At 63.9% G+C, this 7,292-nt stretch carries 5 protein-coding genes and 1 pseudogene; 5 read left to right on the top strand and 1 reads right to left on the bottom strand.

Features of this window, described 5'->3' with window-relative positions:
* Positions 1-49 precede the first annotated feature (49 nt).
* Entirely contained in the window at positions 50-706 is a 657-nt protein-coding gene (ompA, locus tag KH616_RS18850) for an outer membrane protein OmpA (RefSeq protein ID WP_292249657.1), read from the bottom strand.
* A 516-nt stretch (positions 707-1,222) separates the two neighbouring features.
* Here ompA and gyrA point away from each other — a divergent pair.
* The 5 genes and pseudogenes from gyrA to KH616_RS18825 all read left to right on the top strand — a co-directional run.
* The gene (gyrA, locus tag KH616_RS18845; protein WP_292249656.1) at positions 1,223-3,826 is read left to right on the top strand and encodes a DNA gyrase subunit A; all 2,604 of its coding nucleotides are present in this window, start codon (positions 1,223-1,225) and stop codon (positions 3,824-3,826) included.
* A gap of 108 nt (positions 3,827-3,934) precedes the next feature.
* Positions 3,935-4,531, top strand: coding sequence for a DUF2059 domain-containing protein (locus KH616_RS18840; protein WP_292249658.1), 597 nt, complete (start codon positions 3,935-3,937; stop codon positions 4,529-4,531).
* A gap of 162 nt (positions 4,532-4,693) precedes the next feature.
* Positions 4,694-5,776 carry a 3-phosphoserine/phosphohydroxythreonine transaminase gene (serC, locus tag KH616_RS18835; RefSeq protein ID WP_292249655.1) on the top strand — a complete coding sequence of 361 codons (1,083 nt, stop codon included), beginning with the start codon at positions 4,694-4,696 and terminating at the stop codon, positions 5,774-5,776.
* Between the two features lie 35 nt (positions 5,777-5,811).
* On the top strand, positions 5,812-6,894 hold the full coding sequence (pheA, locus tag KH616_RS18830) for a prephenate dehydratase (protein WP_292249654.1): 1,083 nt from the start codon (positions 5,812-5,814) through the stop codon (positions 6,892-6,894).
* Positions 6,895-6,964: 70 nt separating this feature from the next.
* A pseudogene (locus tag KH616_RS18825) lies at positions 6,965-7,292 on the top strand (hypothetical protein); the annotation flags it as partial.

The following is a 7,292-nucleotide window of genomic DNA, read 5'->3' as shown; positions in this document are numbered from 1 at the left end:
AAGCCCCGCGATCGCGGGGCTTTCGATGCTGCAGCAATACGCAACGGTATTACTGAGCCTTTTGCACTTCTTGCGTGCCGACCACTTCCACTTCCACGCGACGATCCGGTGCGAGGCAGGAGATCAGCTGCTTGCGGTTCTTCTGGTTGCAGCCCGTCGTGACCGGGTTGCGCTTGCCCTTGCCTTCCGTGTAGATCTTGTTGGCCGGGATGCCCTTGCTGACCAGGTACGACTTCACGGCTTGCGCGCGGCGCAGCGACAGACGGTCGTTGTACTTGTCCGAGCCGATGCGGTCGGTGTAGCCCGTTGCAACGACGACTTCCGTGTTCATGCCCTGGATCTTGCCTGCCAGGTCGTCCAGCTTCTGCTTGCCCAGCGGCTTGAGCGTTGCCTTGTCGAAGTCGAACAGTGCGTCAGCCTGGTACGTGATCTTCTGGCTCGTGATTGCCGGAGCCGGTGCAACCGGAGCCGGTGCCGGTGCCTGGGCGACCAGTGCGCCATCGCATTTTGCGTTGGCGGTGACCGGCGTCCAGAACGCATCGCGCCAGCAAAGCTCGTTCGTGCCGTTCATCCACACGTATTCGCCGGTACCATTCACCCAGTTGTCATTCACGGCTTGTCGCGACGCCGGCACCGACTGTGCCGAAGCGGATGCAGCCATAACTGCGGTAGCTGCAATGAACGCGAGCTTTGAAAGTTTATTCATATTTCTCCTCTCGAAATTGAGATTACCGCAGGTTTACTGCGAGCCTGTTGACGATGACAAGTCATACATTGCTCGAAGTATAACATTGGTGCGGCACAAAAAACGCGGCGCCGCTCTGTGTAGACTTCGAGCAGCGTCTAACTTTCAGTGCGTTGGCATTTTGCCATATCGTTCCCTTCCTACGAAAAAAAATCCTCCCCACCCCAACATCGCCTATCCGATTGTGGTGCATGCGCAACACCGGCCTGCCGCAACTTTTAGAGATTGTCAAGCATCTGGCACGAGGATTGCGCGCCATGCATGCATGGCGCTTTCGTGCGCGACACCGCAGACAATTCCGGCGCGCCGCCGCGTCAATGCGATATCGATAGCCGCCGTATACATTCTTGGCATTCTTATATAGAGGGGATGGTGATCTGGCGGAAAAACGGCGCATGTTAGAATCTCGCGTTGCGTTGCCCAGGCAGCGCCCACGCGAAAGGCGTTTCCGTCTTCGCTCCGAATAGATACGAATACATGGATCAATTCGCCAAAGAGACCCTGCCCACCTCCCTCGAGGAGGAAATGCGCCGTTCGTATCTCGATTACGCGATGAGCGTGATCGTCGGACGTGCCCTTCCGGATGTCCGCGATGGCCTGAAGCCCGTGCACCGGCGTGTACTGTTCGCGATGCACGAACTGAACAACGACTGGAACCGTGCGTACAAGAAATCGGCGCGTATCGTCGGCGACGTGATCGGTAAATATCACCCGCACGGCGACAGCGCGGTCTACGAAACGATTGTGCGGATGGCGCAGGACTTTTCGCTGCGCTACATGCTGGTCGACGGGCAAGGCAATTTCGGCTCGATCGACGGCGACAACGCCGCCGCCATGCGTTACACCGAAATTCGCATGGCGAAGATCGGTCACGAGCTGCTTGCCGACATCGACAAGGACACCGTCGACTTCGGCCCGAACTACGACGGCAGCGAAATGCAGCCGCTGATCCTGCCTGCGCGGATCCCGAACCTGCTGATCAACGGCTCGTCGGGTATCGCGGTCGGCATGGCGACCAACATCCCGCCGCACAACCTGAACGAAGTCGTCGACGCGTGCCAGCACCTGCTGCACAACCCCGAGACAACGATCGACGAACTGATCGAGATCATTCCGGCGCCGGACTTCCCGACGGCCGGCATCATCTACGGCGTCGCCGGCGTGCGCGACGGCTACCGCACCGGTCGCGGCCGCGTCGTGATGCGCGCGGCCACGCACTTCGAGGAAATCGACCGCGGCCAGCGCACGGCGATCATCGTCGACGAGCTGCCGTATCAGGTGAACAAGCGCTCGCTGCTCGAGCGCATCGCCGAGCTGGTCAACGACAAGAAGCTCGAAGGCATCTCCGACATCCGCGACGAGTCCGACAAGAGCGGCATGCGCGTCGTGATCGAGCTGAAGCGCGGCGAAGTGCCGGAAGTGGTGCTGAACAACCTGTACAAGGCGACGCAGTTGCAGGACACGTTCGGCATGAACATGGTCGCGCTGGTCGACGGCCAGCCGAAGCTGCTGAACCTGAAGGAAATCCTTCAGTGCTTCCTGTCGCACCGTCGCGAAGTGCTGACGCGCCGGACGGTGTACGAACTGCGCAAGGCGCGCGAGCGCGGTCACGTGCTCGAGGGCCTGGCCGTCGCGCTGGCGAATATCGACGAATTCATCGCGATCATCAAGGCCGCGCCGACACCGCCGATCGCGAAGCAGGAGCTGATGTCGAAGGCGTGGGATTCGTCGCTCGTACGCGAAATGCTCACGCGCGCGGAAACCGACAACGCCGCCGCGGGCGGCCGCGGCGCTTACCGTCCGGAAGGGCTGAGTCCCGCGTTCGGCATGCAGGGCGACGGCCTGTACAAGCTGTCGGACACGCAGGCCCAGGAAATCCTGCAGATGCGTCTGCAACGCCTGACCGGCCTCGAGCAGGACAAGATCATCGGCGAATACCGCGATGTGATGGCGCAGATCGCCGACCTGCTGGACATCCTCGCGCGCCCCGAGCGGATCACGGTGATGATCGGCGAGGAGCTGACCACGGTGAAGGCCGAATTCGGCGACGCGCGCCGCTCGAAGATCGAGCTGAACGCGACCGAGCTGAACACCGAGGATCTGATCACGCCGCAGGACATGGTCGTCACGATGTCGCACGCGGGCTACGTGAAGTCGCAGCCGCTGTCCGAATACCGCGCGCAAAAGCGCGGCGGCCGCGGCAAGCAGGCGACGCAGATGAAGGAAGACGACTGGATCGAGACGCTCTTCATCGCGAACACGCACGACTACATGCTGTGCTTCTCGAACCGCGGCCGCGTGTACTGGATCAAAGTCTACGAGGTGCCGCAGGGCTCGCGCAACGCGCGCGGCCGGCCGATCGTCAACATGTTCCCGCTGCAGGACGGCGAGAAGATCAACGTGGTGCTGCCGGTCAAGGAGTTCTCGGCCGACAAGTTCGTGTTCATGACGACCTCGCTCGGCACCGTGAAGAAGACGCCGCTCGAGGCGTTCAGCCGTCCGATGAAGAAGGGCATCATCGCGGTTGGTCTCGATGACGGCGATTTCCTGATCGGCGCGGCGATCACCGACGGCGCGCACGACGTGATGCTGTTCTCCGACGCCGGCAAGGCCGTGCGCTTTGACGAGAACGACGTGCGTCCGATGGGCCGCGAGGCGCGCGGCGTGCGCGGCATGCAGCTGGAGGATGGGCAGCAGGTCATCGCGATGCTGGTGGCGGGCGGCGAGGAGCAGTCGGTGCTCACCGCGACCGAAAACGGCTACGGCAAGCGCACCCCGATCACCGAGTACACGCGTCACGGCCGCGGCACGAAGGGCATGATCGCGATCCAGACGTCCGAACGCAACGGCAAGGTGGTCGCCGCGACGCTCGTCGACGCGGAGGATCAGATCATGCTGATCACGACGGCGGGCGTCCTGATCCGCACGCGTGTTTCGGAGATTCGCGAGATGGGGCGCGCGACGCAAGGTGTTACACTCATCAGTCTCGACGAGGGTACCAAGCTCTCCGGCCTGCAGCAGATCGCAGAAGCCGAGGAGGGCGACGGCGAGGCCGACGAGGCGTCGGACGGCGAAGCCTGACCGGATGTGACTCTCGAGCAGCCGCATGCGCGGCGCGCGCCACAACAGGCGCAGCGCAGCGCGGCGCATGCGGCGAGAACCATTGATATTTCCAAGAAGGGAGTGATGATGCAAAAGCAATTCAAGCAACTGGTCCTGCTGGCTGCAATGGTGCCGACGTTCGCGATGGCGCAAGCGCTGTCGAATTCCGCACCGGCAGCGGCGGCAGCTGCGCCGATCGACGCCGACAAGAAGGCAGCGATCAAGGAGCTGCTCGAAGCGATTGACGCGCCGAAGCTCGTCTCGGCAATCGGCAACAGCGCCGAAATGCAGGCAAAGCAGCTGGTTCCGGCGATCCTGTCGGATGCGCTGTCGGAAAACAAGACGCTGACCGACAAGCAGAAGCAGGCTGCGGTTCCGGCGCTGCAGAAGAACGCCGTGCCGAAGCTGGTCGACGGCGCAGGCAAGGTCTTCGCGACGCAGGCGTTCAACAACGACGCGATGTCGGCGCAGTACGACGCGTACGCGAAGTACTACAGCACGTCGGAAATCAAGGATCTGACGACGTTCTACAAGAGCCCGACCGGTCGCAAGTTCATCCAGGTGCAGGATCAGGTCGGCCGCGACGTGGTCAACGGCCTGATGCAGAAGTACATGCCGCAAGCGATCCAGGCGACGCGCGTGCAGGCCGACAAGGAAGTGTCGGCAGTCAAGCCGGGCAAGTAAGCCGGTCGTGCTGTCCGTCCCTGGCCGTGTGGCCGGGTTTGGCGGCAGCGTGACGACAGTGCGATAATGGCCGTTTGCGCGCGAGCGCAAGCGGCCATTCCTTTTCTGGCGCGGTTCAATTGCCGGCGGCGTGCCGGTCGCGTCCCTCCCGAGGTTTTCACGATGCGCGTCTTTAATTTCTCCGCCGGTCCCGCGGCGATGCCGGAAGAAGTGCTGCGGCAAGCCGCCGACGAGATGCTCGACTGGCACGGCAGCGGCATGAGCGTGATGGAGATGAGTCATCGCGGCAAGGAATTCATGTCGATCCACGAGGCGGCGCTCGCCGATCTGCGTGAGCTGCTCGACGTGCCGGCGAGCCACCGTATCCTGTTTCTGCAAGGCGGCGGCATCGCGGAAAACGCGATCGTGCCGATGAACCTGCTCGGCGCACGCAAGACGGCCGATTTCGTCGTGACGGGTTCGTGGTCGCAAAAGTCGTTCAGCGAAGCGAAGAAATACGGCACGCCGCACCTCGCGGCGACCGGCAAGACCGCGGACGGCTTCACCCGCGCACCGGCGCGCAGCGAATGGCAGCTGTCGGACGATCCGGCCTACGTGCATCTGTGCACGAACGAGACGATCGACGGCGTCGAGACGTTCGAGATTCCCGACCTCGGCGACGTGCCGCTCGTCGCAGACGTGTCGTCGCACATCCTGTCGCGCCCGATGGACGTCGCGAAATACGGCGTGCTGTTCGGTGGCGCGCAGAAAAATATCGGCATGGCGGGTGTCACGCTCGTGATCGTGCGCGAGGATCTGCTCGACCGCGCGCTGTCGATCTGCCCGTCCGCATTCGAATGGAAGACCATTGCCGCGAACAACTCGCTGTACAACACGCCGCCGACCTACGCGATCTACATCGCCGGCCTCGTATTCCAGTGGTTGAAGCGGCAGGGCGGCCTGAAGGCGATCGAGGCCCGCAATATCGAAAAGGCGAAGCTGCTCTACGACACGATCGACGCGAGCAGTTTCTATCTGAACAAGGTCGAGCCGTCGGCGCGTTCGCGGATGAACGTGCCCTTTTTTCTGGCCGACGAATCGCGCAATGAAGACTTCCTTGCCGGCGCAAAGGCGCGCGGGCTGCTGCAGCTGAAGGGCCACAAGTCCGTCGGCGGCATGCGGGCGTCGATCTACAACGCGGTGCCGCTCGAGGGCGTGAAGGCGCTCGTCGAGTACATGAAGGATTTCGAGCAGCACCGCGCCTGACGGCGGCGGTGCCGGTCAACTGCACGGCAGAACGCATGGACGACGAACTGAATTCCCGCTTGAAACCGCTGCGCGACCGCATCGATGCGATCGACGCGCAGCTGATCGCGCTCCTGAACCAGCGCGCCGCGGTGGCGCTGGAGGTGGGCGAGGTCAAGAAGCATTACAACGCGCCGGTGTTCCGGCCGGAGCGCGAGCTGCAGGTCATCACGCGCCTGCAGGACATGAGCGCGGGCCCGCTTGCGAGCGAGCACATCAGCGCGATCTGGCGCGAGATCATGGCCGCGAGCCGCGCGCTCGAGCAGACGATCCACGTGGCGTTCCTCGGGCCGGTCGGCACATACAGCGAACAGGCGATGTTCGAGTATTTCGGCCAGTCGATCGAGGGGCTGCCATGCCCGTCGATCGACGAGGTGTTTCGCTCGGTCGAGGCGGGCGCCGCGGCATTCGGCATCGCCCCGGTCGAGAATTCGACCGAGGGCGCGGTGTCGCGCACACTCGATCTGCTGTTGCAGACCCAGCTTTTGATTTGCGGCGAGCTGGCGTTGCCGATCCACCACAACCTGCTCACGCAGAGCGGCACGCTGGACGGCGTGCGGCGTGTCTGCGCGCATGCGCAGGCGCTCGCGCAGTGCCAGCACTGGCTGGCGGCGAACGCGCCGCAACTCGAGCGGCAGGCGGTCGCGAGCAATGCAGAGGCTGCGCGCCTCGCGGCGGCCGATCCGACGGTCGCGGCGATCGCGGGGGATCGCGCAGCCGCGCATTATGGTCTGCAGATCGCATTCGCGATGATTCAGGACGATCCGCACAACCGCACGCGCTTTGTGATCATCGGCAAGCAACCGGCCGGCCCGAGCGGTTACGACCAGACGTCGCTGATCGTGTCCGTGAAGAACGAGCCGGGCGCGGTGTTCAAGCTGCTCGAGCCGCTCGCGCAGCACGGCGTGTCGATGACGCGCTTCGAGTCGCGCCCCGCGCGTGTCGGAACGTGGGAATACTACTTCTACATCGATATCGAAGGGCACCGGGACGACGCGTCGGTCGCGGCTGCGCTGAAGGCGCTCGGCGAAAAGGCCGCGTTCCTGAAGGTTCTCGGTTCGTATCCGCGCGCGCGCTGACGCGGCGCGCGGGGATTGCTGCGGCCCGACTGAGCGGGCGTCGCGATTCCGGCGCGCAAGTCGCGCCGCGATGGACAAGGCAGGCCGGTCGGCACTGTCGAAGGCGGGGGCGGGCGGTATCCGGCGCGTGTCGTGCGCCGGCTGCCGGCCGGATGCCCGGGATCTGGATCTCCGCGTGTCTTGGCGTCAAGCCGGCACGCTTCACTTGGCTCTTGTCGTGTCAGGCTTTGCATTCAACAAACTGGTCATTTTCGGCGTCGGCCTGATCGGCGGATCGCTGGCCCGCGCGCTGCGCGAGCGTGCGCCGGGCGGTGCGGGCGAGGTCGTCGGCGTCGGGCGGTCGGCCGCCTCGGTTGCGCGCGCCCAGGCGCTCGGCGTGATCGATCGCGCGGTGGCGC

This window comes from Burkholderia sp. (assembly GCF_018375725.1).
Lineage (GTDB): Bacteria > Pseudomonadota > Gammaproteobacteria > Burkholderiales > Burkholderiaceae > Burkholderia.
This window is presented reverse-complemented; position numbering and strand designations above follow the sequence as displayed.